At 64.9% G+C, this 24,202-nt stretch carries 37 protein-coding genes; 33 read left to right on the top strand and 4 right to left on the bottom strand.

The window, feature by feature from the left end; all coding sequences use genetic code 11:
* Both RDCOP1_RS08450 and RDCOP1_RS08445 read left to right on the top strand, forming a co-directional pair.
* Positions 1 to 1,145: thioesterase domain-containing protein (locus tag RDCOP1_RS08450; RefSeq protein ID WP_255311414.1), on the top strand; the 1,145-nt coding region annotated here is incomplete at its 5' end.
* Positions 1,146 to 1,279: 134 nt separating this feature from the next.
* Positions 1,280 to 2,338 (top strand): alpha/beta hydrolase, encoded by a 1,059-nt coding sequence (locus RDCOP1_RS08445; RefSeq protein ID WP_084722497.1) that lies wholly within the window; start codon positions 1,280 to 1,282, stop codon positions 2,336 to 2,338.
* Positions 2,339 to 2,448: 110 nt separating this feature from the next.
* Here RDCOP1_RS08445 and RDCOP1_RS08440 read toward each other — a convergent pair whose 3' ends face one another.
* Genes RDCOP1_RS08440 through RDCOP1_RS08430 form a run of 3 tightly spaced genes read right to left on the bottom strand, consistent with a single transcriptional unit; the run spans position 2,449 to position 5,184 of the window.
* Entirely contained in the window at positions 2,449 to 3,294 is an 846-nt protein-coding gene (locus RDCOP1_RS08440) for an ABC transporter permease (protein ID WP_072699616.1), read from the bottom strand.
* A gap of 4 nt (positions 3,295 to 3,298) precedes the next feature.
* Positions 3,299 to 4,141 (bottom strand): ABC transporter permease, encoded by an 843-nt coding sequence (locus RDCOP1_RS08435; protein WP_072699615.1) that lies wholly within the window; start codon positions 4,139 to 4,141, stop codon positions 3,299 to 3,301.
* On the bottom strand, positions 4,138 to 5,184 hold the full coding sequence (locus tag RDCOP1_RS08430; RefSeq protein ID WP_084722496.1) for an ATP-binding cassette domain-containing protein: 1,047 nt from the start codon (positions 5,182 to 5,184) through the stop codon (positions 4,138 to 4,140). The genes RDCOP1_RS08435 and RDCOP1_RS08430 overlap by 4 nt, the downstream gene beginning before the upstream one ends.
* A 237-nt stretch (positions 5,185 to 5,421) precedes the next feature.
* Here RDCOP1_RS08430 and RDCOP1_RS08425 point away from each other — a divergent pair, with 237 nt between their 5' ends.
* From RDCOP1_RS08425 to map, 25 genes are all read left to right on the top strand, one after another.
* Positions 5,422 to 7,077: an amidase gene (locus RDCOP1_RS08425; RefSeq protein WP_072699701.1), complete on the top strand. Its 1,656-nt coding sequence runs from the start codon at positions 5,422 to 5,424 to the stop codon at positions 7,075 to 7,077.
* A 465-nt stretch (positions 7,078 to 7,542) separates the two neighbouring features.
* Positions 7,543 to 7,848 carry a 30S ribosomal protein S10 gene (rpsJ, locus tag RDCOP1_RS08420; protein WP_003938093.1) on the top strand — a complete coding sequence of 102 codons (306 nt, stop codon included), beginning with the start codon at positions 7,543 to 7,545 and terminating at the stop codon, positions 7,846 to 7,848.
* A gap of 28 nt (positions 7,849 to 7,876) precedes the next feature.
* Positions 7,877 to 8,530: a 50S ribosomal protein L3 gene (rplC, locus tag RDCOP1_RS08415; RefSeq protein ID WP_072699614.1), complete on the top strand. Its 654-nt coding sequence runs from the start codon at positions 7,877 to 7,879 to the stop codon at positions 8,528 to 8,530.
* On the top strand, positions 8,527 to 9,207 hold the full coding sequence (rplD, locus tag RDCOP1_RS08410) for a 50S ribosomal protein L4 (RefSeq protein WP_072699613.1): 681 nt from the start codon (positions 8,527 to 8,529) through the stop codon (positions 9,205 to 9,207). The genes rplC and rplD overlap by 4 nt, the downstream gene beginning before the upstream one ends.
* Positions 9,204 to 9,509: a 50S ribosomal protein L23 gene (gene rplW / locus RDCOP1_RS08405; protein WP_072699612.1), complete on the top strand. Its 306-nt coding sequence runs from the start codon at positions 9,204 to 9,206 to the stop codon at positions 9,507 to 9,509. Before rplD ends, rplW begins: the two co-directional genes overlap by 4 nt.
* Before the next feature lie 38 nt (positions 9,510 to 9,547).
* Positions 9,548 to 10,381, top strand: a complete 834-nt coding sequence (gene rplB, locus RDCOP1_RS08400; RefSeq protein ID WP_072699611.1) for a 50S ribosomal protein L2 — start codon at positions 9,548 to 9,550, stop codon at positions 10,379 to 10,381.
* A 19-nt stretch (positions 10,382 to 10,400) separates the two neighbouring features.
* On the top strand, positions 10,401 to 10,682 hold the full coding sequence (gene rpsS, locus RDCOP1_RS08395) for a 30S ribosomal protein S19 (protein ID WP_072699610.1): 282 nt from the start codon (positions 10,401 to 10,403) through the stop codon (positions 10,680 to 10,682).
* Positions 10,679 to 11,077, top strand: a complete 399-nt coding sequence (rplV, locus tag RDCOP1_RS08390; RefSeq protein WP_072699609.1) for a 50S ribosomal protein L22 — start codon at positions 10,679 to 10,681, stop codon at positions 11,075 to 11,077. The genes rpsS and rplV overlap by 4 nt, the downstream gene beginning before the upstream one ends.
* Positions 11,077 to 11,874 (top strand): 30S ribosomal protein S3, encoded by a 798-nt coding sequence (gene rpsC, locus RDCOP1_RS08385; RefSeq protein WP_072699608.1) that lies wholly within the window; start codon positions 11,077 to 11,079, stop codon positions 11,872 to 11,874. The genes rplV and rpsC overlap by 1 nt, the downstream gene beginning before the upstream one ends.
* Before the next feature lie 3 nt (positions 11,875 to 11,877).
* On the top strand, positions 11,878 to 12,294 hold the full coding sequence (gene rplP / locus RDCOP1_RS08380; RefSeq protein ID WP_072699607.1) for a 50S ribosomal protein L16: 417 nt from the start codon (positions 11,878 to 11,880) through the stop codon (positions 12,292 to 12,294).
* Positions 12,294 to 12,530, top strand: a complete 237-nt coding sequence (rpmC, locus tag RDCOP1_RS08375; protein ID WP_072699606.1) for a 50S ribosomal protein L29 — start codon at positions 12,294 to 12,296, stop codon at positions 12,528 to 12,530. The genes rplP and rpmC overlap by 1 nt, the downstream gene beginning before the upstream one ends.
* Positions 12,527 to 12,811, top strand: a complete 285-nt coding sequence (rpsQ, locus tag RDCOP1_RS08370) for a 30S ribosomal protein S17 (protein WP_072699605.1) — start codon at positions 12,527 to 12,529, stop codon at positions 12,809 to 12,811. The genes rpmC and rpsQ overlap by 4 nt, the downstream gene beginning before the upstream one ends.
* A gap of 312 nt (positions 12,812 to 13,123) precedes the next feature.
* A complete protein-coding gene (gene rplN / locus RDCOP1_RS08365) occupies positions 13,124 to 13,492 on the top strand; it encodes a 50S ribosomal protein L14 (protein ID WP_072699604.1) in 369 nt (122 codons plus the stop codon).
* Positions 13,492 to 13,809: a 50S ribosomal protein L24 gene (rplX, locus tag RDCOP1_RS08360; protein ID WP_072699603.1), complete on the top strand. Its 318-nt coding sequence runs from the start codon at positions 13,492 to 13,494 to the stop codon at positions 13,807 to 13,809. The genes rplN and rplX overlap by 1 nt, the downstream gene beginning before the upstream one ends.
* 1 nt (position 13,810) lies before the next feature.
* Positions 13,811 to 14,377, top strand: a complete 567-nt coding sequence (gene rplE, locus RDCOP1_RS08355; protein WP_072699602.1) for a 50S ribosomal protein L5 — start codon at positions 13,811 to 13,813, stop codon at positions 14,375 to 14,377.
* A 4-nt stretch (positions 14,378 to 14,381) separates the two neighbouring features.
* Positions 14,382 to 14,567 carry a type Z 30S ribosomal protein S14 gene (locus tag RDCOP1_RS08350; RefSeq protein WP_072699601.1) on the top strand — a complete coding sequence of 62 codons (186 nt, stop codon included), beginning with the start codon at positions 14,382 to 14,384 and terminating at the stop codon, positions 14,565 to 14,567.
* Positions 14,568 to 14,735: 168 nt separating this feature from the next.
* Positions 14,736 to 15,134: a 30S ribosomal protein S8 gene (gene rpsH, locus RDCOP1_RS08345; RefSeq protein WP_072699600.1), complete on the top strand. Its 399-nt coding sequence runs from the start codon at positions 14,736 to 14,738 to the stop codon at positions 15,132 to 15,134.
* Between the two features lie 14 nt (positions 15,135 to 15,148).
* Positions 15,149 to 15,688 carry a 50S ribosomal protein L6 gene (gene rplF / locus RDCOP1_RS08340; RefSeq protein ID WP_072699599.1) on the top strand — a complete coding sequence of 180 codons (540 nt, stop codon included), beginning with the start codon at positions 15,149 to 15,151 and terminating at the stop codon, positions 15,686 to 15,688.
* A 2-nt stretch (positions 15,689 to 15,690) separates the two neighbouring features.
* Positions 15,691 to 16,098 (top strand): 50S ribosomal protein L18, encoded by a 408-nt coding sequence (rplR, locus tag RDCOP1_RS08335; RefSeq protein ID WP_072699700.1) that lies wholly within the window; start codon positions 15,691 to 15,693, stop codon positions 16,096 to 16,098.
* Between the two features lie 31 nt (positions 16,099 to 16,129).
* Positions 16,130 to 16,780 carry a 30S ribosomal protein S5 gene (rpsE, locus tag RDCOP1_RS08330; protein WP_072699598.1) on the top strand — a complete coding sequence of 217 codons (651 nt, stop codon included), beginning with the start codon at positions 16,130 to 16,132 and terminating at the stop codon, positions 16,778 to 16,780.
* Positions 16,780 to 16,959 (top strand): 50S ribosomal protein L30, encoded by a 180-nt coding sequence (gene rpmD / locus RDCOP1_RS08325; protein ID WP_006554593.1) that lies wholly within the window; start codon positions 16,780 to 16,782, stop codon positions 16,957 to 16,959. Before rpsE ends, rpmD begins: the two co-directional genes overlap by 1 nt.
* Positions 16,960 to 16,961: 2 nt before the next feature.
* Positions 16,962 to 17,405, top strand: a complete 444-nt coding sequence (gene rplO / locus RDCOP1_RS08320; RefSeq protein ID WP_072699597.1) for a 50S ribosomal protein L15 — start codon at positions 16,962 to 16,964, stop codon at positions 17,403 to 17,405.
* Between the two features lie 202 nt (positions 17,406 to 17,607).
* Positions 17,608 to 18,921: a preprotein translocase subunit SecY gene (gene secY / locus RDCOP1_RS08315; RefSeq protein ID WP_072699596.1), complete on the top strand. Its 1,314-nt coding sequence runs from the start codon at positions 17,608 to 17,610 to the stop codon at positions 18,919 to 18,921.
* Positions 18,918 to 19,463, top strand: a complete 546-nt coding sequence (locus tag RDCOP1_RS08310; protein ID WP_072699595.1) for an adenylate kinase — start codon at positions 18,918 to 18,920, stop codon at positions 19,461 to 19,463. Before secY ends, RDCOP1_RS08310 begins: the two co-directional genes overlap by 4 nt.
* A gap of 17 nt (positions 19,464 to 19,480) precedes the next feature.
* Positions 19,481 to 20,278: a type I methionyl aminopeptidase gene (map, locus tag RDCOP1_RS08305; protein ID WP_072699594.1), complete on the top strand. Its 798-nt coding sequence runs from the start codon at positions 19,481 to 19,483 to the stop codon at positions 20,276 to 20,278.
* 63 nt (positions 20,279 to 20,341) lie between these two features.
* Here the strand turns inward: map and dtd are convergent, their stop codons facing one another.
* Positions 20,342 to 20,779: a D-aminoacyl-tRNA deacylase gene (gene dtd / locus RDCOP1_RS08300; protein ID WP_072699593.1), complete on the bottom strand. Its 438-nt coding sequence runs from the start codon at positions 20,777 to 20,779 to the stop codon at positions 20,342 to 20,344.
* A 184-nt stretch (positions 20,780 to 20,963) separates the two neighbouring features.
* On the opposite strand from dtd, the gene infA reads away from it, so the two are divergent.
* From infA to RDCOP1_RS08270, 6 genes are all read left to right on the top strand, one after another.
* The gene (gene infA, locus RDCOP1_RS08295; RefSeq protein WP_005140011.1) at positions 20,964 to 21,185 is read left to right on the top strand and encodes a translation initiation factor IF-1; all 222 of its coding nucleotides are present in this window, start codon (positions 20,964 to 20,966) and stop codon (positions 21,183 to 21,185) included.
* Positions 21,186 to 21,275: 90 nt separating this feature from the next.
* Positions 21,276 to 21,389, top strand: a complete 114-nt coding sequence (gene rpmJ, locus RDCOP1_RS08290) for a 50S ribosomal protein L36 (protein WP_003938068.1) — start codon at positions 21,276 to 21,278, stop codon at positions 21,387 to 21,389.
* A 212-nt stretch (positions 21,390 to 21,601) separates the two neighbouring features.
* Positions 21,602 to 21,970, top strand: a complete 369-nt coding sequence (gene rpsM, locus RDCOP1_RS08285) for a 30S ribosomal protein S13 (RefSeq protein ID WP_072699592.1) — start codon at positions 21,602 to 21,604, stop codon at positions 21,968 to 21,970.
* Entirely contained in the window at positions 21,970 to 22,383 is a 414-nt protein-coding gene (gene rpsK / locus RDCOP1_RS08280) for a 30S ribosomal protein S11 (protein WP_072699591.1), read from the top strand. The genes rpsM and rpsK overlap by 1 nt, the downstream gene beginning before the upstream one ends.
* A gap of 26 nt (positions 22,384 to 22,409) precedes the next feature.
* Positions 22,410 to 23,015, top strand: coding sequence for a 30S ribosomal protein S4 (gene rpsD / locus RDCOP1_RS08275; RefSeq protein ID WP_072699590.1), 606 nt, complete (start codon positions 22,410 to 22,412; stop codon positions 23,013 to 23,015).
* Positions 23,016 to 23,113: 98 nt separating this feature from the next.
* A complete protein-coding gene (locus RDCOP1_RS08270) occupies positions 23,114 to 24,175 on the top strand; it encodes a DNA-directed RNA polymerase subunit alpha (RefSeq protein WP_072699589.1) in 1,062 nt (353 codons plus the stop codon).
* The last annotated feature ends 27 nt before the right edge of the window (positions 24,176 to 24,202 follow it).

The raw sequence follows: 24,202 nt of genomic DNA, 5'->3' as shown, positions 1-24,202 counted from the left end.
CGTTGGTGGTGCTCGACGAGTTGCCGCTCAACAGCAGTGGGAAGCTCGATCGGAAAGCGTTGCCTTCCCCTGTCTTCGAAGCTCGGGAGTTCCGGGCGCCGCAGACAGCTGTCGAGCAGGTTGTGGCGTCGGTGTTTTCCGAGGTGCTCGGGGTCGAGCATGTCGGTCTCGACGACAACTTCTTCGAGCTCGGTGGTAACTCCCTGATCGCGACGCAGGTCGCCAGCCGGTTGCAGAAGGGGACTGGCGTCGACGTTCGGGTCCAGTGGCTGTTCACCGACTCCTCGGTGGCTGCACTCGCGCACCGCATCGAAACCGATGCCGGGAGCGAGGAGGACTTCGATCCGCTCACGGACGGCGCCGTACAGGTTCTGCTGCCGTTCCGTACCCACGGTTCCGGAAACCCGTTGTTCTGCATCCATTCGATGTACGGCCTCGCCTGGACCTATTCGGGTCTGACCAGATTCGTGGACGATCGGCCCCTGTATGGGATACAGACGCGCGCACTCTCGGACGACGGCTACCTTCCTGGGACCATCGCGGGGATGGCGGACGACTATCTCCGGGAGATCAGGACGGCGCAGCCCGAGGGACCGTACAACCTGATGGGATGGTCGCTCGGAGGGGTGGTGGCACACGAAGTCGCCGTGAAGTTGCAGAAGCAGGGCGAGTCTGTGGAGAGCCTCGTGATGCTGGACAGTCACTGGGATCTCGAGGCAGCGGAGTTCCGCCGCGCCATTCGCGACAACCTCGCACAGATCGGTGTGATGCTCGAGGACCCGGACGATGTGGCGGCCCTGTCCGACGAACACATCCAAAGACTCTGGGACGCGATGGCGCAGGACGTGACTGCGCTCAGCACGCTCACCCTCGGGCGTTTCCGCAACCTGTACCGAAGTGCCGTCCGATCGGGACAACTGATCGCATCGCATCTCCCGGGAACGTTCGACGGTGACATCCTGTATTTCAGTGCAGCCGACCATCCGCCCGCCCGGCACGGAGCGGCGAAGCGGTGGGCTCACCTCGTGACCGGACAGGTCACCGATGTACCGATCGACTGCAGCCACGACGACATGACCTCGACCGAGGCGCTCGCGGAGATCGGCCCCGTGCTCGACCACTACCTCAAACGGAATGTGGTGTAAGAAGTTGCCGCTGGAATGCGACGCATGTAACTGTACGTAGGCTGCGATCGGGTACGTTCCGTTCGTACTCGCCTCGGCTGAGGCGCCGTTGATGTCGACCACGCTGTCCAACCCGAAAAAGGTGAAAGAACCGTATGAAGCATCCGAGACGAGGATCCGGACGACTTCGCGTCCTGACTGCAGGCGCAGCATGCGCGTTGTTCTCTTCCGCTCTGCTGGTCTCCCCGGCAGCGGCTGATCCGGTCGCGGACACCCTGCAGCCGCTCGAGTCGGTGACGAGCGAGAACGGATCGCACATCAGCCGCATCGAAAAGTACGACGAGCATCAGTTGCTGGTCTACGTTTACTCGGCCTCGATGGACAAGGAAATCCTGCTCGACGTATGGCGTCCGGCAGACGTCAGCGAACCGCGCCCCACGCTGTACCTGCTCAACGGTGCCGGTGGCGGAGAAGACAGCGCGACGTGGCGTTACCGCACCGACGCCATCGACTTCTTCAAGGACAAGAATCTCAACGTCGTCTCGCCGGTCGGCGGTAAGTGGAGCTACTACACCGACTGGAAGAACGAAGACCCCGTCCTCGGCGTGCACAAGTGGGAAACCTTCCTCACCAAGGAGATCCCTCCGCTGATCGACGCGGCACTCGGAACCAACGGCGTCAACGCGATCGCAGGCCTGTCCTCCTCAGGTACGTCGGTACTCCAGCTGGCGATCGAAGGCGGAGATCTGTACAAGGGCGTGGCCGCATACAGCGGATGCGCGCAGACCTCCGATCCGATCGGCCAGGAGTTCGTCAAGCTCACCACCGAGGTGTGGGGCGGCGGCGACACCCGCAACATGTGGGGCGAGCCCGACGACCCGACCTGGGTCGAGAAGGACCCGTACGTCAACGCCGAGAAACTTCGGGGTCTCGAGCTCTACATCTCCAACGGCAACGGACTGCCCGGCCAGTACGACACCCTCAACGGCCCGGAGATCGACGGCAAGGCGGAGATTCTCGCTAATCAGGTGGTCGTGGGCGGTGTCATCGAAGCCGCGACGAACTACTGCACCCACAATCTTCGCGACCGGCTCGACGAGCTGGACATCCCCGCGACCTACAACTTCCGTGACTCCGGCACTCATTCGTGGAAGTACTGGCAGGACGACCTGAAGGATTCGTGGCCTGTGCTGCAGAAGGCCCTCGGCCTCTGACAACGACTGTGAACGCGTGAAGCCTCTCCCATCCGTGGGAGAGGCTTCACTGCTTTCTGCCGCCGGGACTACCCGGTTCCGTGCACGCTCTGCTCGGGACCCTGGCGACGTCAGCCGTCCTGCGCCGCGCGCCGGTACCCCCGGATCGCCGGCACGAGGAAGACCGCCACGGTCCCGAACGACCACGCGAGTGTTTTGACGAACGGTTCGGCCACAGGACCGCCGATCGCCAGCGCGCGCATCGTGTCGATCGCGCACGACATGGGCTGGTTCGCCACGATCGGCTGCAGCCACGTCGGGTATGCCATCACCGGCACGAATCCCGAGTTGAAGAACATCAGCATCGTGCAGATGATCGATACCAGTTCCACCAGGGGGATCCGGCCCGGAACCGTTGCCAGCACGGTCACCATCATCGCGAAGCCCAGCCCGAAGACGAGCGGAACCACGAAGATCAGCAGGGATGCGCCGATACCCTGCGTGAAGCGGAAGCCCATTGCCACGCCCGCGGCAAAGATCACCAGCGACGTGACGAAAACACGTGTCGTCTCGGCCATCATCCGGCCGACGAGACCCGCCGAACGGTGGATCGGCAGGGTGTAGAAGCGTCCCAGCAACCCGGAGTCACGCTCACCACGAAGCCCCACCGCGCTCACCACCGACCCGAACATCGCGCCGACGAGCACGATCATGGGAACGGTACCGAAGATCGACGACTGGCCGGTCACGGCGGTGATGCTGTCGCCGAGCACGATTCGGAACATCACCAGTGTCAGAGCGGGATAGATCAACGCCTGGATCAACGTCGCAGGGTCGCGTGCCCACCGCAGCAGCAGGCGCCCACATTGCAGCCGGCTGTGCTCCCACAACGCGGAAAGTGACTTCTCGTCGCGCACGCGGTTCGGTACCGGAGACAGAAAGGTGTCGTGGTCGCGCGATTCGACGGTATCGCTCATGCACTCACCCCCTCCTCGTCGTGGCCCAGAGGGCAGCCGGAACACAGACCGCAGCGAGTCCCAGCATCCAGAACAGGCTCGGCCGGAACACCTCCCACGTCACCCCGTCCTGCGCCATGTCCCGCATCGCGAAGGAGAACTGCGAGATCGGCTGGTTGCGGACGAACGGTCTGATCCATTCGGGAAAGCCGCTCTCGGGCACGAACCCGCACGAGAGCATCCCGAGGATCAGCTGCGGCAGGGTCAGCGCCTGAGACGTCGCCTCCGGACTCTTGGAGAGGCTCCCGATCGCATCGGCGCCCAGACACAACACCACACTGATGGCGAGCGCCGTCGCGCAGAACAGTGCCGCCTGGCCGAAACCCGCCGAGAATCTGAACCCGATCGCGTAGCCGAACCCGATCGCCGCGATCAGCGAGATCACCGACCGGACGGTCCCGGCCGCCAATCTGGCGAGCAACGGTATTCCGGCGACCACGGGCATGGTCTGCATACGCGCCATGAGCCCGGTGGACGCCTCCGAGGCCGCGAGCTGAGCTGCCGAGATCGCCGTGAAAGCCATGGACTGCAGCACGATGATGGGCATCAGGAACTGGGCGTAGTCGATGCCCTGTAGCTGCATCACGAACTTGAGGGGCAGATAGAACCCGAGTCCGAAGACGACCGGCGCGATCACCGCGACCACCAGTTCGCCCGTGCGTGCCATCGAGTGCAACGAACGGGTGGTCAGCACCCACCACTGGGTCGGCGCGGCCGGCGCGGCCCGTCGATGTTCTGCTCCGCGTGCATCGCCCGGTGCAGGACGGGGTGAACCGTCGGGGACTGCGGAATCGGTGCGCGTGGTCACGGTCGTTCCCCGGCTACCGCCGCCTCGGGCCGCTCCCCGGACGGGGCGTCCGGCGGTGCCCCGGTCGGCGCGGGCGTCGCGGTGTGTCCGGTGAGGCGAAGGAATACATCGTCGAGCGAGGGCCGGCGCAGCCCGATGTCCGCCAGTTCGACGTCGAGAGGTTCGAGGCGCCGGAGGGCTTCGGTGAGCGTCGTGGCCCCTCCGGGTGCCGGAATCGAGATTCGGTCCGCTTCGGCCTCTCCGCCGGGAGCGAATGTGGTGCGCATCGTCGGCGGCACCATGTCGCCGAGAGCCTGCGCGATCGCCGGGAGCGTGCGTGGCTCCACGGGCACGATCTCGCAGAAGCTTCCTCCCGCCGATGCCTTGAGTTGGTTCGCGGTGCCCTCGGCGATGACGGTGCCCCGGTCGATCACGATGATGTTGTCGCTCAGTACATCCGCTTCTTCGAGGTACTGGGTGGTCAGGAGCACCGTGATGCCCTGGTTCTTCAGGGCCGAGACCAGAGCCCACACGCCTTGCCGACTGCGCGGATCGAGTCCCGTGGTCGGTTCGTCGAGGAAGACCACCTGCGGGCGGACCACCAGTCCGCACGCGATGTCGACGCGTCGCCGCATGCCCCCCGAGTAGCCCTTCACCGGACGGCGACCGGCGTCGACGAGATCGAACTCGCGGAGCAGGTCGTCGGCGCGTTGTTTCGCCGACGCGTTGTCGAGTCCCATCAGCCGGCCGAAGAGCACCAGGTTCTCCCGGCCCGTCAGAGTGTCGTCGAGCGCTGCGAACTGCCCGGTCATCATGATCGAACGCCGCACCGCGGCAGCCTCCGCGACGACGTCGTGCCCCGCCACGACCGCACGTCCGGAGGTGGGACGCAACAACGTCGACAGAACCTTGACCATCGTGGTCTTCCCGGCTCCGTTGGGACCGAGGATCGCGAGAACCCGTCCCGCGGCAGCGGAGAAACTGATCCCTTCGAGGGCATGTACGTCGCCGAACGACTTGTGAACGTCCTCCACGACGACTGCCTGATCACGGTTGCTCAGCATCACACCCCACCGTCGAGCTCGGTCCCGTCCTGCTCCGGGACTTCGTCCCCTGCCTGCGGCGGTGCCGCCGACCTGTCGACGGTCGCGGCCGTCGAACCGTGATGTTACCGGCGTCACTGTCTCGAAGCGGGGGCAAACGAACGCATCCGCGCACCACGGAGAGAACGAACGGTAGACATTCCGGGAGAGATCACAGTCGGGCCCGTGCACCGAGCGGGCTCGTGATTCAGTGTGCACGTGGCAACCCCGGTGACGCGTCGGCAACTGATCGGGGGAGCGGCGGGCGGACTGTTCGCATGGGGGTCCGCCGCGGGCGCCGCGCGTGGTGCGCCGTCGCACCGGCTTCCCGAACCGGAGACGGTGAAGACCACCGATCCCGCGTCGATGAGTGCGGTGGAGGCCGCCGCGCTCCTGCGCGCCGGTCGGCTGCATCCTCGCGAACTGCTCGACTCGTGCCTCGCGCGCACCCGCGCATTCGACGGCGACATCGGCTCCTGGGTCCGGCTCTACCCGGAATTCGCGTACGAGGCCGCAGATGCGGCAGGAGCGCGGCTGGCCCGCGCGCGACGGGAGGACACCGACCTCTCACCCCTGTGCGGGTTACCGGTGGGTCTCAAGGACATCTTCGCGGTGTCCGGTCTGCCGTTGACCGCGTCCAGCCGGGTGCTCGAAGGCAATATCGCAGCAGGTCATTCGGGGGTGTGGCGTCGACTCGAGCAGGCCGGCGCGGTGCTCGTGGGACACACCCACACCGACGAGTTCGCGATCGGGCTCACCACCCCTCAGGTCGGTAATCCGTGGAACACCGACTTCTCGCCGGGAGGGTCGTCCGGAGGCAGCGCGGCGGCTCTCGCCGCCCGCTTCGTGCCGTTGGCGGTGGGTAGCGACACCGGGGGGTCGGTGCGAATGCCCGCCAGCGCGTGTGGGGTGTCGTCGATCAAACCCACGTACGGGCGCATCACCTCGCACGGGATGATTCCGCTCACCTGGACCCGCGACCATGTCGGTCCGATGGCACGAAGCCTGGCCGACGCGGCGCTCCTCATGTCGGTCCTCGCCGGAGCGGACGCGGACGATCCGATCACCTCGCTCGGACCCCGGGTTCCGGAGGGTGGATATCCCGTCGCCGCTCGGGGCGGGGCGTCACCGCTCGCCGGGATCCGCGTCGGAGTTTCCACGAACCCCGCTCCCGTTCCCGCGGCGGCCGTGCAGCGCGTCGTCGATATGTTTCTTGATCTCCTGCGGTCGCTCGGGGCGGTTACCGTGCCCGTGACGATGCCGGCGATGCCGTCGTCGCTCGCGACGGGCGACCGGGTGGAGATGGGCTCCTACCACCAGCAGTTCGGGGATCGTCTCGGGTTGTACCGGCCCGAGAACGGTGGGCTGGCTGCGGCGGCCGTGGCGTCGCTGGCTGTGCCGGCCGGCGACTACTTCATGCTCGAACGCGACCGCATCCGGTTCCAGTCGGAGTACAACCGGATGTTCGCGGAACACGCCCTCGATGCCGTCGCGGCGCCGGGCTGTGCCGTCGACGGTGTACGACGCGGCGAACTCCTCGGTGTCGCTGTCACGTCGGGTGCGGTGGCCGACGTGCGGTGGGCCAACTATGCGGGGGCGCCCGTGGTGACGATTCCGGCGGGGCGGTCGGCAGACACCGGGATGCCGGTGGGAGTCCAGCTCGGCGCACGCCCCTGGCAGGATGCCGAGCTCATCGCCATTGGGCTCGAAGTGCAAGCAGCACTACCCGTTTGGCGTGACGAGCCGGTACTCGCGGAGTCGATCGCCCGCGCTCCGGAGGTGCCGCGGGGGACTCCGGGGGCCGGACCGGACCCCACCAACACCAGTGGCGCCGCGGCGCCGGTGCGCACACCTCCGATGAATCCGGTGGGATAATGACGTCCGGGTAGCGCGGTGAGCAGGACCACGCACGGGGCCGAGTTGAACTCTCGTGGGGACTCCTGCATACTGGTCGGGTTGCCTTGACCGGGCCATGGGTTGTTCCGCGGCTCGGATCGGGAAATCGTGACAGTCGCTGCTCGACCCGAGGGTTGGTTGCGGCCACAATGCAAGACGGAAGCAGTACCAGTGTGCGCTCGCATGAGTGCATTCGGTCCCGTTCCTTGCGGTGTCGAAGCGTAGAGCCTTGACACCGGGGAATGAGCGACAGGGCGACACGCCCGACCGCGTGGGCCGGAGAACAATGACAGATGAACAGCGGCAGCGGATCGGGTGAGCCCGGCTCGCAATGTGTATTCCAGTGCTGTTCTCTGTCGCCGTTTCCTCTGGGGAACTGTGCAGACGAGGTGGTTCCCGGCCTGTTCGGGTGCTACGAAACGCGGCAAGAAAAGGACACAAAGCGTGGCGGGACAGAAGATCCGCATCAGGCTCAAGGCCTATGACCACGAGGCGATCGACGCATCTGCGCGCAAGATCGTCGAGACGGTCACCCGTACGGGTGCCCGCGTGGTCGGCCCGGTGCCGTTGCCTACAGAAAAGAACGTGTACTGCGTCATTCGTTCGCCGCACAAGTACAAGGACTCGCGCGAGCACTTCGAGATGCGTACCCACAAGCGGCTGATCGACATCCTCGACCCGACGCCGAAGACAGTCGACGCGCTCATGCGCATCGACCTTCCGGCGAGCGTCGACGTCAACATTCAGTGAGCTTCGGAAGACGCAGCGGAGATAACACATGACTAACCAGATCAAGGGAATCCTGGGCACCAAGCTCGGCATGACCCAGGTCTTCGACGAGAACAACCGGGTTGTTCCGGTGACCGTCGTCAAGGCCGGACCGAACGTGGTCACGCAGGTTCGTACCGAGGAGCGCGACGGCTACAACGCCGTGCAGCTCGCTTTCGGTGCCATCGCGCCCCGCAAGGTCAACAAGCCCGTCCGTGGCCAGTTCGACAAGGCAGGCGTGACCCCGCGCCGCCACCTCGTCGAGCTTCGCGTCGAGGACACCTCGGACTACGAGGTCGGCCAGGAACTCACCGCAGAGGTTTTCGAGGACGGCGCATTCGTCGACGTCACCGGCACCTCCAAGGGCAAGGGCTTCGCCGGCACCATGAAGCGTCACGGCTTCGCGGGCCAGGGTGCCTCGCACGGTGCGCAGGCTGTGCACCGTCGTCCGGGTTCCATCGGCGGCTGCGCCACCCCGGGCCGCGTGTTCAAGGGCACGCGCATGTCCGGCCGGATGGGCTCCGACCGCGTCACGACGCAGAACCTCTCGGTCCACAAGGTGGACGCCGAGAACGGTCTGCTGCTGATCAAGGGCGCGATCCCCGGCCGTAAGGGCGGCCTCGTGATCGTCAAGACTGCAGTGAAGGGTGGTGCACGGGCATGAGCACCGAGACCGCAACCAAGCTGACGCTGGACGTCAAGGCGCCCGGTGGCCAGTCCAACGGCACCGTCGATCTCCCCTCGGAGATCTTCGACGCTCCCGCGAACATCGCGTTGCTGCACCAGGTCGTCGTCGCACAGCTTGCGGCGGCTCGCCAGGGCACGCACTCCACGAAGACTCGTGGCGAGGTCCGCGGCGGCGGCAAGAAGCCGTACCGCCAGAAGGGCACCGGCCGCGCCCGCCAGGGTTCGACCCGCGCACCGCAGTTCGTCGGCGGCGGCGTCGTCCACGGCCCGCAGCCGCGTGACTACACGCAGCGCACCCCCAAGAAGATGAAGGCTGCCGCCCTCCGCGGTGCCCTCTCCGACCGGGCGCGCAACGAGCGCATCCACGTGATCACCGAACTCGTCGCGGGCCAGACCCCGTCGACGAAGAGTGCTCGCGCGTTCCTCGGCGAAATCAGCGACCGCAAGAAGGTCCTGCTCGTCGTCGGCCGTGAAGACGTGGCGGCGTGGAAGTCGGTTCAGAACCTTCCGAACGTCCACGCGCTCGCGCCGGATCAGCTGAACACCTACGACGTGCTCTACAGCGACGACGTCGTGTTCAGCGTCGAAGCGCTGAACGCGTTCATCCACGGCCCGGCAGAGTCCGGCCAGGAATTCAAGGAGGAGACCAAGTGAGCACGATCGCCGATCCGCGCGACATCCTGCTGGCTCCCGTCATCTCCGAGAAGTCCTATGGACTGATGGAAGACGGTACCTACACCTTCCTGGTCCACCCGGACTCGAACAAGACGCAGATCAAGATTGCCGTCGAGAAGGTCTTCGGCGTCAAGGTGACCAGCGTCAACACCGCGAACCGTCAGGGCAAGCGCAAGCGGACCCGCACCGGTTACGGCAAGCGCAAGGACACCAAGCGCGCGCTCGTGACCCTGGCCGCCGACAGCAAGCCCATCGAGATCTTCGGAGGCCCGGTCGCGTAGCGATCGGAACTCTCGAGAGATAGAGGACGAGAAGACTCATGGCAATCCGTAAGTACAAGCCGACTACGCCGGGCCGTCGTGGCGCCAGCGTGTCGGACTTCGCCGAGATCACTCGGTCGACGCCCGAAAAGTCGCTGGTTCGCCCGCTGCACGGTCGTGGTGGACGTAATGCGCACGGTCGCATCACCACCCGGCACAAGGGTGGCGGCCACAAGCGCGCCTACCGCCTGATCGATTTCCGTCGCAACGACAAGGACGGAATCCCGGCGAAGGTCGCTCACATCGAGTACGACCCCAACCGCACCGCTCGCATCGCGCTGCTCCACTACGTGGACGGCGAGAAGCGCTACATCATCGCCCCCAAGGGCCTGGTGCAGGGTGCTCCGGTGGAGTCCGGCCCCACGGCCGACATCAAGCCGGGTAACAACCTGCCGCTGCGCAACATCCCGACCGGTACCACCATCCACGCAGTCGAGCTGCGTCCGGGTGGCGGCGCCAAGATGGCACGTTCCGCCGGCGCGAGCATCCAGCTCCTCGGTAAGGAAGGCACCTACGCCACGCTGCGTATGCCGTCCGGTGAAATCCGTCGCGTCGACGTGCGCTGCCGCGCAACGGTCGGCGAGGTCGGCAACGCCGAGCAGTCGAACATCAACTGGGGTAAGGCCGGCCGTATGCGGTGGAAGGGCAAGCGCCCGACCGTCCGTGGTGTCGTCATGAACCCGGTCGACCACCCGCATGGTGGTGGCGAGGGCAAGACCTCGGGTGGTCGCCACCCGGTCAGCCCCTGGGGTAAGCCGGAAGGCCGTACCCGCAAGAACAAGGCGTCCGACAAGCTCATCGTCCGTCGCCGCCGTACCGGTAAAAAGCGCTAGTCAAGGAGGGAGTTAGAGAATGCCACGCAGCCTCAAGAAGGGCCCGTTCGTCGACGACCACCTCCTGGCGAAGGTCGACGTCCAGAACGAGAAGGGCACCAAGCAGGTCATCAAGACCTGGTCGCGCCGTTCCACGATTCTGCCGGACTTCATCGGTCACACGTTTGCCGTCCATGACGGACGCAAGCACGTGCCGGTGTTCATCTCGGATTCGATGGTCGGCCACAAGCTCGGTGAATTCGCACCGACCCGTACGTTCAAGGGCCACATCAAGGACGACCGGAAGAGCAAGCGTCGATGAGCACTGAAACCACAACCAACAGCGCTAGGGCTGTTGCGCGCCACGTGCGCGTGACCCCGATGAAGGCGCGCCGCGTCGTCGACATCGTTCGCGGTAAGTCCGTCGAGGAAGCCCTCGCAATCCTCAAGTTCGCGCCGCAGTCCGCGGCCGAGCCGGTCGCCAAGGTGATCGCCTCTGCCGCTGCGAACGCGCAGAACAATTACAACCTCGACCCCAGCACGCTCGTCGTCGCGACGGCGTACGTGGACGAGGGTACGACCCTGAAGCGGTTCCAGCCGCGTGCCCAGGGCCGTGCGTTCCGAATCCGCAAGCGGTCGAGCCACATCACCGTGATCGTGGAAAGCGTCGCATCTCGGTCGGGTTCGACTCGCAACCGCCGGAAGGGAGCTCAGTAGTGGGCCAGAAGATCAACCCGCACGGCTTCCGTCTGGGCATTACCACCGACTGGAAGTCGCGTTGGTACGCAGACAAGCAGTACGCGGAATACGTCAAGGAAGACGTCGCGATCCGTAAGTTCCTGGCCTCGGGCCTCGAGCGCGCCGGCATCGCGAAGGTCGAAATCGAGCGCACCCGTGACCGTGTGCGTGTGGACATCCACACCGCACGCCCGGGCATCGTCATCGGTCGCCGCGGCGCCGAGGCCGATCGCATCCGCGCCGAGCTCGAGAAGCTGACCGGTAAGCAGGTCCAGCTGAACATCCTCGAGGTCAAGAACTCGGAGTCCGAGGCTCAGCTGGTGGCGCAGGGCGTCGCCGAGCAGCTCTCGAACCGTGTTGCCTTCCGTCGGGCGATGCGCAAGGCCATCCAGTCGGCCATGCGTCAGCCGAACGTCAAGGGCATCCGCGTGCAGTGCTCGGGCCGCCTCGGTGGCGCCGAGATGTCGCGCTCGGAGTTCTACCGTGAGGGTCGCGTTCCGCTGCATACGCTGCGTGCGGACATCGACTACGGCCTGTACGAGGCGAAGACCACCTTCGGTCGTATCGGCGTGAAGGTCTGGATCTACAAGGGCGACATCGTCGGTGGCCGTCGTGAGCTCGCTGCTGCTGCAGCTGCTCCCGCCGACCGCCCGCGTCGTGAGCGTCCCAGCCGCCCGCGTCGTTCCGGCGCGTCGGGCACCACGGCGACGAGCACCGACGCCGGCCGCGCAGCTTCGGCCGACGCCCCCGCTTCGACTGAGAACAAGGAGGGCTGACGCATGTTGATCCCACGGCGGGTCAAACACCGCAAGCAGCACCATCCGAGCCGTACGGGTGCCGCCAAGGGCGGAACCCAGGTGACCTTCGGTGAATGGGGCATCCAGGCTCTCGAGCCGGCCTACATCACCAACCGGCAGATCGAGTCCGCTCGTATCGCCATGACCCGGCACATCAAGCGTGGCGGCAAGATCTGGATCAACATCTTCCCGGATCGCCCCCTCACCAAGAAGCCGGCCGAAACCCGCATGGGTTCCGGTAAGGGTTCGCCCGAGTGGTGGGTCGCGAACGTCAAGCCCGGTCGGGTGCTGTTCGAGATGAGCTACCCGAACGAGGAGATTGCTCGCGAGGCCCTGCGTCGCGCGATGCACAAGCTCCCCTGCAAGTGCCGCATCGTGACGAGGGAGGAGCAGTTCTGATGGCTACCGGTACCCCCGCCGCGGAACTCCGCGAGCTGAGCGACGCAGAGCTGGCCGACAAGGTCCGTGAGTTCAAGGAAGAGCTGTTCAACCTGCGCTTCCAGATGGCCACCGGACAGTTGGACAACAACCGTCGGCTGCGTGTCGTTCGTAACGAGATCGCACGTATCTACACGGTGCTGCGCGAGCGTGAGCTCGGACTGGCCACCGGCCCCAACACGGGTGATGTGGCATGAGTGAGGAAAAGACAGTGACCCAGAACGAAGAGCGCGCGAGCCGCAAGGTTCGTATCGGCTATGTCGTCTCGGACAAGATGGAAAAGACCATCGTGGTCGAGCTCGAAGACCGTGTGAAGCACCCGCTGTACGGCAAGATCATCCGCCGTACCACCCGGGTGAAGGCGCACGACGAGAACAGCGTCGCCGGCGTCGGCGATCGCGTGCAGCTGATGGAGACCCGTCCGCTGTCCGCGTCGAAGCGGTGGCGTCTCGTCGAGGTGCTCGAGAAGGCCAAGTAGGCCTTACCGGCATCGTCGGTGAATTACGTCGACAGCACCCCCGCCACCCGATCGCTCGGGCGGTGGGGGTGCTGTTCTTCGTCCCGCCGAAGATTTCGACGGGGTACGGAACGCGGTGGTACACCCCAGTTCGGGGCAGGCGACCGAGGGCACAGTTCGCTAATTTGCCCTGGGTACGGTATATGGCCTACTCTGGACGGGTTGCTCACGGGACCCGTGCGCCCAGCGCATGTGCGCCGTGAGCAAACGACGACCGCGTACGTCCAGGTCGGAAATCTGACGTGCATACCAATCCAGGTCAAGGAGAAGTAAGTGATCCAGCAGGAGTCGCGACTGCGCGTCGCCGACAACACGGGTGCCAAGGAGATTCTCTGCATCCGCGTTCTCGGTGGCTCGTCCCGTCGCTACGCCGGAATCGGTGACATCATCGTCGGCACCGTCAAGGAGGCGATCCCCGGCGGCAACGTCAAGCGTGGTGAGGTCGTCAAGGCCGTTATCGTGCGCACCACCAAGGAGCGCCGTCGGCCGGACGGCTCGTACATCAAGTTCGACGAGAACGCTGCCGTCCTCATCAAGGGCGACAACGATCCTCGCGGAACCCGCATCTTCGGACCCGTCGGTCGCGAGCTTCGCGACAAGCGCTTCATGAAGATCGTCTCGCTGGCTCCGGAGGTGCTGTGATGAAGGTGCACAAGGGCGACACCGTGCTCGTCATCTCGGGTAAGGACAAGGGCGCCAAGGGCAAGGTCATCGAGGCCTACCCGAAGCAGAACCGTGTCCTCGTCGAGGGCGTGAACCGCATCAAGAAGCACACCGCAGTCTCGGCCAACGAGCGTGGTGCCTCCACCGGCGGCATCGTCACGCAAGAGGCCCCGATCCACGTTTCCAACGTTGCGGTCATCGACTCGGACGGCAACGCCACGCGCGTGGGCTACCGCGTCGACGAGGAGACCGGCAAGCGCGTTCGGATTTCCCGGAAGAACGGGAAGGACATCTGACATGACCACCACTGAGACCAAGACCCAGCCGCGCCTGAAGGTGCGGTACCGCGAGGAGATTCGCGACGCGCTGCAGTCGGAGTACGGCTACGCGAACGTCATGCAGATCCCCGGCGTCGTGAAGGTCGTCGTCAACATGGGTGTCGGCGACGCCGCCCGTGACGCGAAGCTGATCAACGGCGCCGTCAACGACCTCGAGCTCATCACCGGCCAGAAGCCGGAGATCCGTAAGGCTCGTAAGTCCATCGCACAGTTCAAGCTGCGCGAAGGCATGCCGATCGGTGCACGCGTCACCCTCCGCGGCGACCGCATGTGGGAGTTCCTGGACCGCCTCGTGTCCATCGCGCTTCCCCGTATCCGGGACTTCCGCGGCCTCAACGGCAACCAGTTCGACGGAAACGGCAACTACACGTTCGGCCTGAACGAGCAGTCGATGTTCCACGAGATCGACGTGGACAAGATCGATCGCCCGCGCGGCATGGACATCACCGTCGTCACGACCGCCACCAACAACGAAGAAGGCCGTGCCCTGCTCAAGCACCTCGGCTTCCCGTTCAAGGAGAACTGAGCCCATGGCTAAGAAGGCACTGGTCAACAAGGCCAACAGCAAGCCGAAGTTCGCGGTGCGCGCCTACACCCGCTGCCAGCGCTGCGGCCGCCCGCATTCGGTCTTCCGCAAGTTCGGACTCTGCCGCATCTGCCTTCGCGAGATGGCACACCGCGGTGAGCTTCCGGGAGTTCACAAGAGCTCCTGGTGACGTGAACGGTGGGCGGAGCGCCGACGGCCTCCGCCCACCGCCACGCTGTCATGGGTTCGCGGCATCAACGCCGCGAGCCCGCATCGAAACCGAGTTCGATGTAGGCCCACGGCCGGGATATCCCGGTGTTGCATGGGAACCGCACCGAGAAAGGTGTACAGGTCAGCCATGACCATGACCGACCCCATCGCAGACTTCTTGACGCGTCTGCGTAACGCCAATACGGCGTACCACGACGAGGTCAAGCTCCCGTCTTCGAAGATCAAGGTGAACATCGCCGAGATCCTCAAGCGCGAGGGCTACATCTCCGACTACCGCACCGAGGACGCCGAGGTGGGCACCACCCTCGTCGTCGACCTCAAGTACGGGCCTTCCCGTGAGCGCAGCCTTGCAGGCGTGCGCCGCGTGTCGAAGCCCGGTCTGCGCGTGTACGCGAAATCCACCAACCTGCCCAAGGTCCTGGGCGGCCTCGGCGTGGCGATCATCTCCACGTCTTCCGGCCTGCTCACCGATCGCCAGGCGGCCAAGCAGAAGGTGGGCGGGGAAGTCCTCGCCTACGTCTGGTAAGGGAGGCCACCACAATGTCGCGAATCGGAAAACTCCCCGTAGTCGTCCCCTCCGGTGTCGAGGTGAACATCGATGGCCAGGCCGTCGCAGTGAAGGGCCCCAAGGGCAACCTTTCGCTGACGATCGCCGAGCCGATCGCCGTCGCCAAGGGTGAAGACGGAGCAATCAACGTCACGCGTCCGAACGACGAGCGTCGCAGCCGTGCGCTGCACGGTCTGTCCCGGACTCTGGTGCAGAACCTCATCGTCGGTGTGACCGAGGGCTACACCACGAAGATGGAAATCTTCGGTGTCGGCTACCGCGTGGCTCTCAAGGGCAAGGACCTCGAGTTCTCCCTGGGCTACAGCCACCCCGTGCTGATCGAAGCACCCGAGGGCATCACGTTTGCCGTCGAAACCCCCACGAAGTTCTCCATCTCGGGGATCGACAAGCAGAAGGTCGGCCAGATCGCTGCCAACATCCGCCGGCTGCGCAAGTCCGACCCGTACAAGGGCAAGGGCATCCGCTACGAGGGTGAACAGGTCCGTCGCAAGGTCGGAAAGACGGGTAAGTGATCATGAGCCAGACCGAGAACCAGAAGGCAAAGCGCATTCCGCGCGGCAAGGACGTGTCCACCACGCGTCGCCTCTCGAAGACGCGTCGTCACTTCCGCCTCCGCAAGAAGATCTCCGGTACCGCCGAGCGTCCGCGCCTCGTCGTCAACCGGTCGTCGCGCCACATGCATGTGCAGTTGGTCGACGACCTGACGGGCACGACCCTCGCCGCAGCTTCGACCATCGAACCCGACGTGCGTGCTGTCGAGGGCGACAAGAAGGCTCGTGGTGCGAAGGTCGGTCAGCTGATCGCGGAGCGCGCGAAGGCTGCCGGCGTGGAGGCCGTGGTCTTCGACCGCGGTGGACACACCTACAGCGGCCGTATCGCGGCCCTCGCGGACGCGGCTCGCGAAAGCGGGTTGAAGTTCTGATGATGACTTTTTCGAACGGAAGGAACGCCTGATGCCGGGACGTCAGCGGCGTGACGGCGGCAGCGGCCCTGCCGGCCAGAACCCCAACAGCAGCGGTGACAACCGCGGCGGTCGTGACCGCCGTGACCGCGACTCGCGTGGCGGCAACGCTGCCGAGAAGTCGAACTACATCGAGCGTGTCGTCTCGATCAACCGTGTGTCGAAGGTCGTCAAGGGCGGCCGTCGCTTCAGCTTCACCGCTCTGGTGATCGTGGGCGACGGTAACGGCTTGGTCGGCGTCGGCTACGGCAAGGCCAAGGAAGTTCCCGCGGCAATCCAGAAGGGTGTCGAGGAGGCTCGCAAGGGCTTCTTCCGCGTCCCGATGATCGCCAGCACCATCACTCACCCCGTCCAGGGTGAGGCCGCAGCAGGCATCGTCATGCTGCGTCCGGCTTCGCCCGGTACCGGCGTCATCGCCGGTGGCGCGGTGCGTGCCGTGCTGGAGTGCGCGGGAATCGCGGACATCCTGTCGAAGTCCCTGGGCTCCGACAACGCCATCAATGTGGTGCACGCGACGGTTGCTGCTCTCAAGATGCTGCAGCGTCCGGAAGAGGTTGCGGCTCGTCGTGGCCTCACCCTCGAGGAAGTTGCCCCTGCGGGCATGCTCCACGCCCGTGCACAGGCTGCTGGGAGCGTGAAGTAATGGCAGAGCTGAAGATCACCCAGATCAAGAGCACCATCGGCGCCAAGTCGAATCAGCGGGACAGCCTGCGCACCCTCGGTCTGCGGAAGATCCGTCAGTCCGTCGTCCGCGAGGACAATGCGCAGAACCGTGGCTTGATCAACGTGGTGCGTCACCTCGTGACCGTTGAGGAGGTCTGAAAATGACCATCAAGCTGCATCACCTGCGCCCGGCTCCGGGTGCGAAGACCGAAAAGACCCGCGTCGGACGTGGCGAGGGCTCGAAGGGCAAGACCGCTGGTCGCGGTACGAAGGGCACCAAGGCACGTAAGAACGTGTCGGCGGCCTTCGAGGGTGGCCAGATGCCCATCCACATGCGTCTCCCGAAGCTCAAGGGCTTCAAGAACGCATTCCGCACCGAGTACCAGATCGTCAATGTCGGCGATATCGCCCGGGTTTTCCCCGAGGGTGGCGAAATCGGCATCGACGAGCTCGTTTCGAACGGCCTGGTTCGCAAGAACCAGCTCGTGAAGGTGCTCGGCGAGGGCGAGCTGTCGGTGGCCGTGCAGGTCACCGCCAACAAGTTCTCGGGCTCCGCCAAGGAAAAGATCGCCGCTGCGGGCGGCACCACGACCGAACTGGTCTGACCTGTTCGTTCATGTGAGCCACGGCTCGCGAACGGCCGCGTTGCAGAACCCTGCATCGCGGCCGTTCGTGCTTTCACGGAGTTGAAGTACGCTACCGGCGTACGCCTCTGCTGATGGCGCACTGTTAGAGTTTTAGAGTTGTCTACCTTCCGACGGGTCCGAAGTCGACCCGTCGTCCCCGATCGGCCTGCCAGGAGGATCTTTGCTTTCCGCCTTCGTTTCGGCCCTCAGGACACCGGACCTGAGGCGGAAGATTCTCATCGCCCTCGGTCTCGTGGCGCTGTATCGCCTCGGTGCGACCGTGCCGTCCCCGGGCGTCGACTACGGCAACGTCCAGGCCTGTGTGGATCAGCTCGCCGGCGGCGACCAAGCCGGCATCTATTCGTTGATCAATCTTTTCTCCGGTGGTGCGCTACTACAGCTGTCGGTGTTCGCGATCGGCATCATGCCGTTCATTACCGCGAGCATCATCGTCCAGCTGCTCACTGTCGTCATTCCACGCTTCGAGGAGTTGCGCAAAGAAGGCCAGGCCGGCCAGGCCAAGATGACGCAGTACACGCGTTATCTGGCTGTCGCTCTCGCCGTTCTGCAAGCCACCGGCATCGTGGCCCTCGCGGCCCGCGGCCAGCTGTTGCAGGGCTGTTCCGAGCCGATCCTCGCCGACGACAGCATCTTTGCGATGGTCGTCATCGTGCTCGTCATGACCGCCGGTGCCGCCGTCGTCATGTGGTTCGGTGAACTCATCACCGAGCGCGGTGTCGGCAACGGTATGTCGCTGCTGATCTTCTCGGGTATCGCCGCGGCGCTCCCCACCGAAGGCCGGACTATCCTCGAATCCCGCGGCGGCCTCGTCTTCGCGATCGTGTGTGTGGTGGCCCTGGTCATCATCACCGGCGTCGTGTTCGTCGAGCAGGGTCAGCGCCGGATCCCGGTCCAGTACGCCAAGCGCATGGTCGGCCGGCGGATGTACGGCGGTTCCTCGACGTACCTGCCGCTCAAGGTCAACCAGGCCGGCATCATCCCGGTCATCTTCGCGTCGTCGCTGCTGTATCTGCCCAATCTCATCGGACAGCTCACCGGGGCAACCAGCGCGGTCGAGCCGAACTGGTGGCAGCGCATCGTCAACACGTATCTGATCGATCCGAGCAACCCGGTCTACATCTCGATCTACTTCGCGTTGATCGTCTTCTTCGTGTTCTTCTACGTCGCGATCACCTTCAATCCGGAGGAACGCGCCGACGAGATGAAGAAGTACGGCGGTTTCATCCCGGGCATCCGTCCGGGTCGGCCCACCGCCGAGTACCTAAGCTTCGTGCTCAACCGCATCACGGTTCCGGGCTCGATCTACCTCGGTCTCATCGCAACTCTGCCGAACTTCTTCTTGTCCGGGGGCCAGACCGCCTCGAGCATTTTCGGTGGCGCCGCGGTGCTCATTCTTGTCAGTGTCGCGCTGGACACCGTCAAGCAGATCGAAAGTCAATTGATGCAGCGTAACTACGAAGGGTTCCTCAAGTGAGACTTGTACTCCTCGGTCCTCCCGGTGCCGGCAAGGGCACGCAGGCCGCGATCCTGTCCGAGAAGCTCGGTGTCCCGGCGATCTCGACCGGCGATCTGTTCCGCGCCAACATCGGCCAGGGAACCCCGCTCGGTATCGAGGCCAAGAAGTACATCGATGCGGGCGACCTCGTGCCCGCGGAGATCACGAACAACATGGTTCGCGAACGTCTCGCCGAGCCCGACGCGGCGAACGGTTTCCTTCTCGACGGCTTCCCGCGCAGCGTCGAGCAGGCCAAGGAACTCGAGAACATCCTGCAGGATCTCGGAGTGGCACTCGACGGCGTGCTGTCGTTCGTCATCGACGAGGACGTGGTCGTCGGGCGCATGCTCGCTCGCGGTCGCGCCGACGACACCGAGGACGTCATCCGCAATCGCCTCCGGGTCTACCGTGAGGAGACAGCTCCGCTGCTCGACTACTACCGCGACGCGATCATCACGGTCGACGCCATCGGTGAGGTCGAGGAGATCAACGCCCGCGCGCTCTCGGCGCTCGGCAAGTAGGACGTAGGAATTTCGACATGGGTTTCGGGCGCAAGCGCAAGGTGGTTCCGTTCCGCACTTCCGGTGAACTCGACGCGATGGCGGCTGCGGGCGCCATCGTCGGTGCCGCACTCGTTGCGGTGCGGGACGCGGCGAAGCCGGGCGTGAGCACTCTGGAACTCGACAGGGTGGCGGAAGCGGTGATCCGCGACGCGGGCGCCGTTCCCTCCTTCCTGGGCTACAACGGTTTCACCGGCTCGATCTGCTCGTCCGTCAACGATCGCGTGGTGCACGGCATCCCGTCGGCGGACGACATCCTCGCCGAGGGCGATCTGGTGTCCATCGACTGCGGTGCGATCCTCGACGGATGGCACGGCGACTCCGCCTGGACGTTTGGGGTGGGGGAGCTCGCCCAGGAAGACACTGAGCTGAGCGAAGCCACGCGCCTGTCGATGGAGGCCGGAATCGCCGCGATGCTTCCGGGTAACCGTCTCACCGACGTCTCGCACGCGATCGAGACCGGCACCCACGACGCGGAGAAACTGTTCGGCCGCCCCTTCGGCATCGTGGACGGCTACGGCGGACACGGCATCGGTCGCGAGATGCACATGGAACCGTTCCTGGCGAACGAAGGCGCCCCCGGTAAGGGGCCGCAACTTGTCGTCGGTTCGGTGCTCGCGATCGAGCCGATGCTCACGCTCGGCACCTACGAGACCGAGGTGCTCGACGACGACTGGACCGTGGTCACCACCGACGGCAGTCGCGCCGCGCACTGGGAGCACACCGTCGCTGTCACCGAGTCGGGTCCGCGGATCCTCACCCTGCGTCCCGAATAACGACTGTGTCCCGAATAACGACTGCTTGCCGAAACAACGACCGCGCCCGAGCAGCGATATCGGTCACACCTCGACGAGCAGGGTCACCGGTCCGTCGTTGACGAGGCTCACTTCCATGTGAGCGCCGAAAACTCCCGTTTCGACGTGCGCACCGAGCCCGCGCAGGGCCTGTGCGAATTCCTCGACGAGTGGTTCTGCCACCGCTCGCGGTGCCGCGGCCGACCACGACGGTCGCCGGCTCTTCCGCGTGTCGGCCATGAGGGTGAACTGGCTGACGACCAGCAGCGGAGCGCCGACGTCGGATGCCGATTTCTCGTCCTCGAGGATCCGCATCGTCCACACCTTGCGGGCGAGCGTCGCCGCTTTCGCCGCGTCGTCGTCGTGCGTGACCCCCACAAGGGCCAGAAGTCCGTGTCCGCCCGCCGGCGGAGTGATCCGGGCGACCTCGTCGCCGTCGACCGCAACTGCCGCGGTCTTCACCCGCTGGATCAGTGCCCGCACGTGCGTCCTCCTCGTTCGTCTCCATTTGGCCTGGTGGGAAAACTCCCGTAGCATTGACCGGTGGTGCGCGCTGCGCTCCGGGAAGGTTCGCGTCGAATCTCGAATTCGTGCGACATCCGGAGGCTGGGCGTCACGGTATCGGATGCCGATGCAACCACACATCGAACGACGGATCGCGGAGGATATGGCTAAGAAAGACGGGGCAATCGAGGTCGAGGGCCGGGTTGTCGAACCACTGCCCAATGCGATGTTCCGCATCGAGCTGGAGAACGGTCATAAAGTTCTGGCCCACATCAGCGGCAAGATGCGCCAGCACTACATTCGTATTCTTCCCGAGGACCGCGTGGTCGTGGAGCTTTCGCCCTACGACCTGACGCGTGGACGCATCGTCTACCGGTACAAGTAAGAGCTTCCCCGGCTATACGGTCGGGGAGAACCCTGTCTTCGGTCGCGGTCAGCCGTGTCCGGGGGCGCACATACAGGAGATCGGACGCACGTGAAGGTTCAGCCTAGCGTCAAGAAGATCTGCGAGAAGTGCAAGGTGATCCGTCGTAACGGACGGGTCATGGTGATCTGCGAGAACCTGCGTCACAAGCAGCGTCAGGGCTAGATCGGACCTTCGTCTCGAAGATCTGCTTGGCAACAAGCAAAGAAGACCTTCCAGCACCAGTCGCGTGGTTACGATCCTCGATCAGTCGAGGAGCTGCGCGATCAACCCCCGGTTCGGAGGCCGGGGCCCCACTGTGTTTATCGACTTACACAGTTTTTCGACGCAGGGGACGGGCTGGGAGCAGACCTCCGCACACCGAATAGGAATGCCACATGGCACGTCTCGCAGGTGTCGATCTACCCCGTGAAAAGCGGATGGAGATCGCACTCACTTACATCTACGGCATCGGCCGTACGCGCTCCCAGGAAATCCTTGCGGCGACCGGCGTGAACCCGGATCTGCGCAGCAAGGATCTGTCCGACGAGGATCTCGCCAAGCTCCGCGAGCACATCGAGGAGAGCTACAAGGTCGAGGGTGACCTCCGCCGCGAGGTCCAGGCGGACATCCGCCGCAAGATCGAGATCGGCTGCTACCAGGGCCTGCGGCATCGTCGTGGTCTGCCCGTGCGTGGACAGCGCACCAAGACCAACGCCCGTACCCGTAAGGGTCCGAAGCGCACCGTCGCAGGAAAGAAGAAGTAATGCCTCCCAAGTCACGCACCGCCGGTCCGAAGAAGACCCAGAAGGCACGGCGCAGGGACAAGAAGAACGTCCCGCACGGCGCCGCTCACATCAAGAGCACCTTCAACAACACCATCGTGTCCATCACCGATCCTCAGGGCAACGTGATCTCCTGGGCGTCGTCGGGCCACGTCGGCTTCAAGGGTTCGCGCAAGTCGACCCCGTTCGCCGCCCAGCTCGCCGCCGAGAGCGCTGCCCGCAAGGCGCAGGAGCACGGTGTCAAGAAGGTCGACGTTTTCGTCAAGGGCCCCGGCTCGGGCCGCGAAACCGCGATCCGTTCCCTCCAGGCCGCTGGCCTCGAGGTCGGCACCATCTCCGACGTCACGCCCCAGCCGCACAATGGTTGCCGTCCGCCCAAGCGGCGTCGCGTCTAATACGGGAAAGGAAAAGGTTCTAAGTCATGGCACGTTATACCGGTCCCGTTACACGTAAGTCGCGTCGTCTCCGCGTCGACCTGGTCGGAGGCGATCAGGCCTTCGAGCGTCGCCCCTACCCGCCCGGCCAGCACGGCCGCGCGCGGATCAAGGAGAGCGAGTACCTGCTCCAGCTGCAGGAGAAGCAGAAGGCTCGCTTCTCCTACGGCATCATGGAGAAGCAGTTCCGTCGTTACTACGAGGAAGCCGCAAGCCGTCCCGGTAAGACCGGTGAGGTTCTGCTGACCATCCTCGAGTCGCGTCTGGACAACGTCGTCTACCGTGCCGGCCTCGCCCGCACGCGTCGTCAGGCTCGTCAGCTCGTGAGCCACGGCCACTTCCTGGTCAACGGCAAGAAGGTCGACGTCCCGAGCTACCGCGTCTCGCAGTACGACATCATCGATGTCCGCGAGAAGTCGCTGAGCACGCTTCCGTTCCAGGTGGCGCGGGAGACCCAGGGCGATCGCCCGATCCCGGGTTGGCTGCAGGTCGTCGGTTCGCGTCTGCGGGTGCTGGTCCACCAGCTTCCCGAGCGCGCGCAGATCGACATCCCGCTGCAGGAACAGCTCATCGTCGAGTACTACTCGAAGTAAGGCACATCGTGCCGTGTGTTCTCCGGTCCTTTCGGACCGGAGAACACGCACCCATCCACCAGGGCGTCAAATAGCGGACGCCCACAAGGAGGCAACAGATGCTCATCTCGCAGCGACCCACACTGACCGAAGAGGTCATCGCTGACAACCGTTCGAAGTTCGTCATCGAACCCCTCGAGCCTGGCTTCGGGTACACACTCGGCAACTCGCTTCGTCGCACCCTGCTCTCCTCGATCCCGGGCGCAGCCGTCACCAGCATTCGCATCGACGGCGTGCTCCACGAGTTCACCACGGTTCCGGGGGTGAAGGAGGATGTCACCGACATCATCCTGAACCTCAAGGGCCTCGTGGTCGGCTCGGAAGAGGACGAGCCGGTCACCATGTACGTCCGCAAGCAGGGTCCCGGCACCGTTACGGCCGGCGACATCGTCCCCCCGGCCGGTGTCACCATCCATAACCCGGACCTGCACATCGCCACCCTGAACGACAAGGGAAAGCTGGAGATCGAGCTCGTCGTCGAGCGCGGTCGCGGCTACGTCCCCGCCGTCCAGAACAAGGCGTCCGGCGCCGAGATCGGCCGTATCCCGGTCGACTCGATCTACTCGCCGGTGCTCAAGGTGACGTACAAGGTGGAAGCGACCCGCGTCGAGCAGCGCACCGACTTCGATCGGCTGATTCTCGACGTGGAGACCAAGAACTCCATCACGGCGCGGGACGCGCTCGCTTCGGCGGGTAAGACCCTCGTGGAGCTCTTCGGTCTGGCTCGTGAGCTGAATGTCGAAGCAGAAGGTATCGAGATCGGTCCCTCGCCCGCCGAGGCCGACCACATCGCCTCCTTCGGACTTCCGATCGAGGACCTCGACCTCACGGTCCGGTCCTACAACTGCCTCAAGCGCGAAGGCGTTCACACCGTCGGTGAGCTCGTGGCACGCACGGAGTCCGATCTGCTCGACATCCGCAACTTCGGTCAGAAGTCCATCGATGAGGTCAAGGTCAAGCTGCACTCGCTCGGCCTGTCGCTCAAGGACAGCCCCGCTTCGTTCGACCCCAGCACCGTCGCCGGTTACGACGCCGCGACCGGTACCTGGAGCGACACCGAGCCCGGCTCCTTCAGCGAGACCGACGGCAACGAGGACTACGCCGAGACCGAGCAGCTGTAGCAGCTCACGGTCCGTTACTAGGAGAAA

The sequence above is a fragment of the Rhodococcus coprophilus NBRC 100603 genome, from assembly GCF_001895045.1.
GTDB classification, from domain to species: Bacteria; Actinomycetota; Actinomycetes; order Mycobacteriales; family Mycobacteriaceae; genus Rhodococcus; species Rhodococcus coprophilus.
Note: the sequence above shows the minus strand (reverse complement) of the source record. Positions and strands in the feature narration are given on the sequence as shown.

What these genes read in the sequence shown, in the direction of transcription:
- RDCOP1_RS08445 (WP_084722497.1), top strand. Translation starts at nt 1,280, where the DNA reads ATGAAGCATCCGAGACGAGGATCCGGACGACTTCGCGTCCTGACTGCA.
- RDCOP1_RS08440 (WP_072699616.1), bottom strand. Translation starts at nt 3,294, where the DNA reads ATGAGCGATACCGTCGAATCGCGCGACCACGACACCTTTCTGTCTCCG.
- RDCOP1_RS08430 (WP_084722496.1), bottom strand. Translation starts at nt 5,184, where the DNA reads ATGCTGAGCAACCGTGATCAGGCAGTCGTCGTGGAGGACGTTCACAAG.
- rplC (WP_072699614.1), top strand. Translation starts at nt 7,877, where the DNA reads ATGACTAACCAGATCAAGGGAATCCTGGGCACCAAGCTCGGCATGACC.
- rplD (WP_072699613.1), top strand. Translation starts at nt 8,527, where the DNA reads ATGAGCACCGAGACCGCAACCAAGCTGACGCTGGACGTCAAGGCGCCC.
- rplB (WP_072699611.1), top strand. Translation starts at nt 9,548, where the DNA reads ATGGCAATCCGTAAGTACAAGCCGACTACGCCGGGCCGTCGTGGCGCC.
- rpsS (WP_072699610.1), top strand. Translation starts at nt 10,401, where the DNA reads ATGCCACGCAGCCTCAAGAAGGGCCCGTTCGTCGACGACCACCTCCTG.
- rplV (WP_072699609.1), top strand. Translation starts at nt 10,679, where the DNA reads ATGAGCACTGAAACCACAACCAACAGCGCTAGGGCTGTTGCGCGCCAC.
- rplP (WP_072699607.1), top strand. Translation starts at nt 11,878, where the DNA reads ATGTTGATCCCACGGCGGGTCAAACACCGCAAGCAGCACCATCCGAGC.
- rpmC (WP_072699606.1), top strand. Translation starts at nt 12,294, where the DNA reads ATGGCTACCGGTACCCCCGCCGCGGAACTCCGCGAGCTGAGCGACGCA.
- rpsQ (WP_072699605.1), top strand. Translation starts at nt 12,527, where the DNA reads ATGAGTGAGGAAAAGACAGTGACCCAGAACGAAGAGCGCGCGAGCCGC.
- rplX (WP_072699603.1), top strand. Translation starts at nt 13,492, where the DNA reads ATGAAGGTGCACAAGGGCGACACCGTGCTCGTCATCTCGGGTAAGGAC.
- rplE (WP_072699602.1), top strand. Translation starts at nt 13,811, where the DNA reads ATGACCACCACTGAGACCAAGACCCAGCCGCGCCTGAAGGTGCGGTAC.
- RDCOP1_RS08350 (WP_072699601.1), top strand. Translation starts at nt 14,382, where the DNA reads ATGGCTAAGAAGGCACTGGTCAACAAGGCCAACAGCAAGCCGAAGTTC.
- rpsH (WP_072699600.1), top strand. Translation starts at nt 14,736, where the DNA reads ATGACCATGACCGACCCCATCGCAGACTTCTTGACGCGTCTGCGTAAC.
- rplF (WP_072699599.1), top strand. Translation starts at nt 15,149, where the DNA reads ATGTCGCGAATCGGAAAACTCCCCGTAGTCGTCCCCTCCGGTGTCGAG.
- rplR (WP_072699700.1), top strand. Translation starts at nt 15,691, where the DNA reads ATGAGCCAGACCGAGAACCAGAAGGCAAAGCGCATTCCGCGCGGCAAG.
- rpsE (WP_072699598.1), top strand. Translation starts at nt 16,130, where the DNA reads ATGCCGGGACGTCAGCGGCGTGACGGCGGCAGCGGCCCTGCCGGCCAG.
- rpmD (WP_006554593.1), top strand. Translation starts at nt 16,780, where the DNA reads ATGGCAGAGCTGAAGATCACCCAGATCAAGAGCACCATCGGCGCCAAG.
- rplO (WP_072699597.1), top strand. Translation starts at nt 16,962, where the DNA reads ATGACCATCAAGCTGCATCACCTGCGCCCGGCTCCGGGTGCGAAGACC.
- map (WP_072699594.1), top strand. Translation starts at nt 19,481, where the DNA reads ATGGGTTTCGGGCGCAAGCGCAAGGTGGTTCCGTTCCGCACTTCCGGT.
- infA (WP_005140011.1), top strand. Translation starts at nt 20,964, where the DNA reads ATGGCTAAGAAAGACGGGGCAATCGAGGTCGAGGGCCGGGTTGTCGAA.
- rpsM (WP_072699592.1), top strand. Translation starts at nt 21,602, where the DNA reads ATGGCACGTCTCGCAGGTGTCGATCTACCCCGTGAAAAGCGGATGGAG.
- rpsK (WP_072699591.1), top strand. Translation starts at nt 21,970, where the DNA reads ATGCCTCCCAAGTCACGCACCGCCGGTCCGAAGAAGACCCAGAAGGCA.
- rpsD (WP_072699590.1), top strand. Translation starts at nt 22,410, where the DNA reads ATGGCACGTTATACCGGTCCCGTTACACGTAAGTCGCGTCGTCTCCGC.
- RDCOP1_RS08270 (WP_072699589.1), top strand. Translation starts at nt 23,114, where the DNA reads ATGCTCATCTCGCAGCGACCCACACTGACCGAAGAGGTCATCGCTGAC.